A 243-nucleotide genomic window follows, 5' to 3' on the forward strand; every position below is an offset into this window, starting at 1 on the left:
AAGATACCTTGCTTTTGAAATCACCAACAACACGTGCAACTGACCATAAAGTTGCAGAAGAATTGGCAAAAATTGCTGGTGTTGATCTCCCAGAATATGGTATGGCTATGCTTAAAGCTGGCACAAACTTGGACAACAAGTCAGCAGATGAACTCATTGATATTGATGCAAAAACATTTGAACTTAAAGGCAGTCGTATCCGTATCGCCCAGGTAAATACAGTTGACATTCAAGATGTACTTT

At 39.1% G+C, this 243-nt stretch carries 1 protein-coding gene; it reads left to right on the top strand.

What is annotated here, in order from left to right; genetic code table 11:
- The coding region (locus ETC27_RS18315; RefSeq protein ID WP_369333514.1) for a DHHA2 domain-containing protein at positions 1 to 243 on the top strand (243 nt) is incomplete at both ends.

It is taken from the genome of Onishia niordana (genome assembly GCF_004798965.1).
Classification (GTDB): Bacteria; Pseudomonadota; Gammaproteobacteria; order Pseudomonadales; family Halomonadaceae; genus Onishia; species Onishia niordana.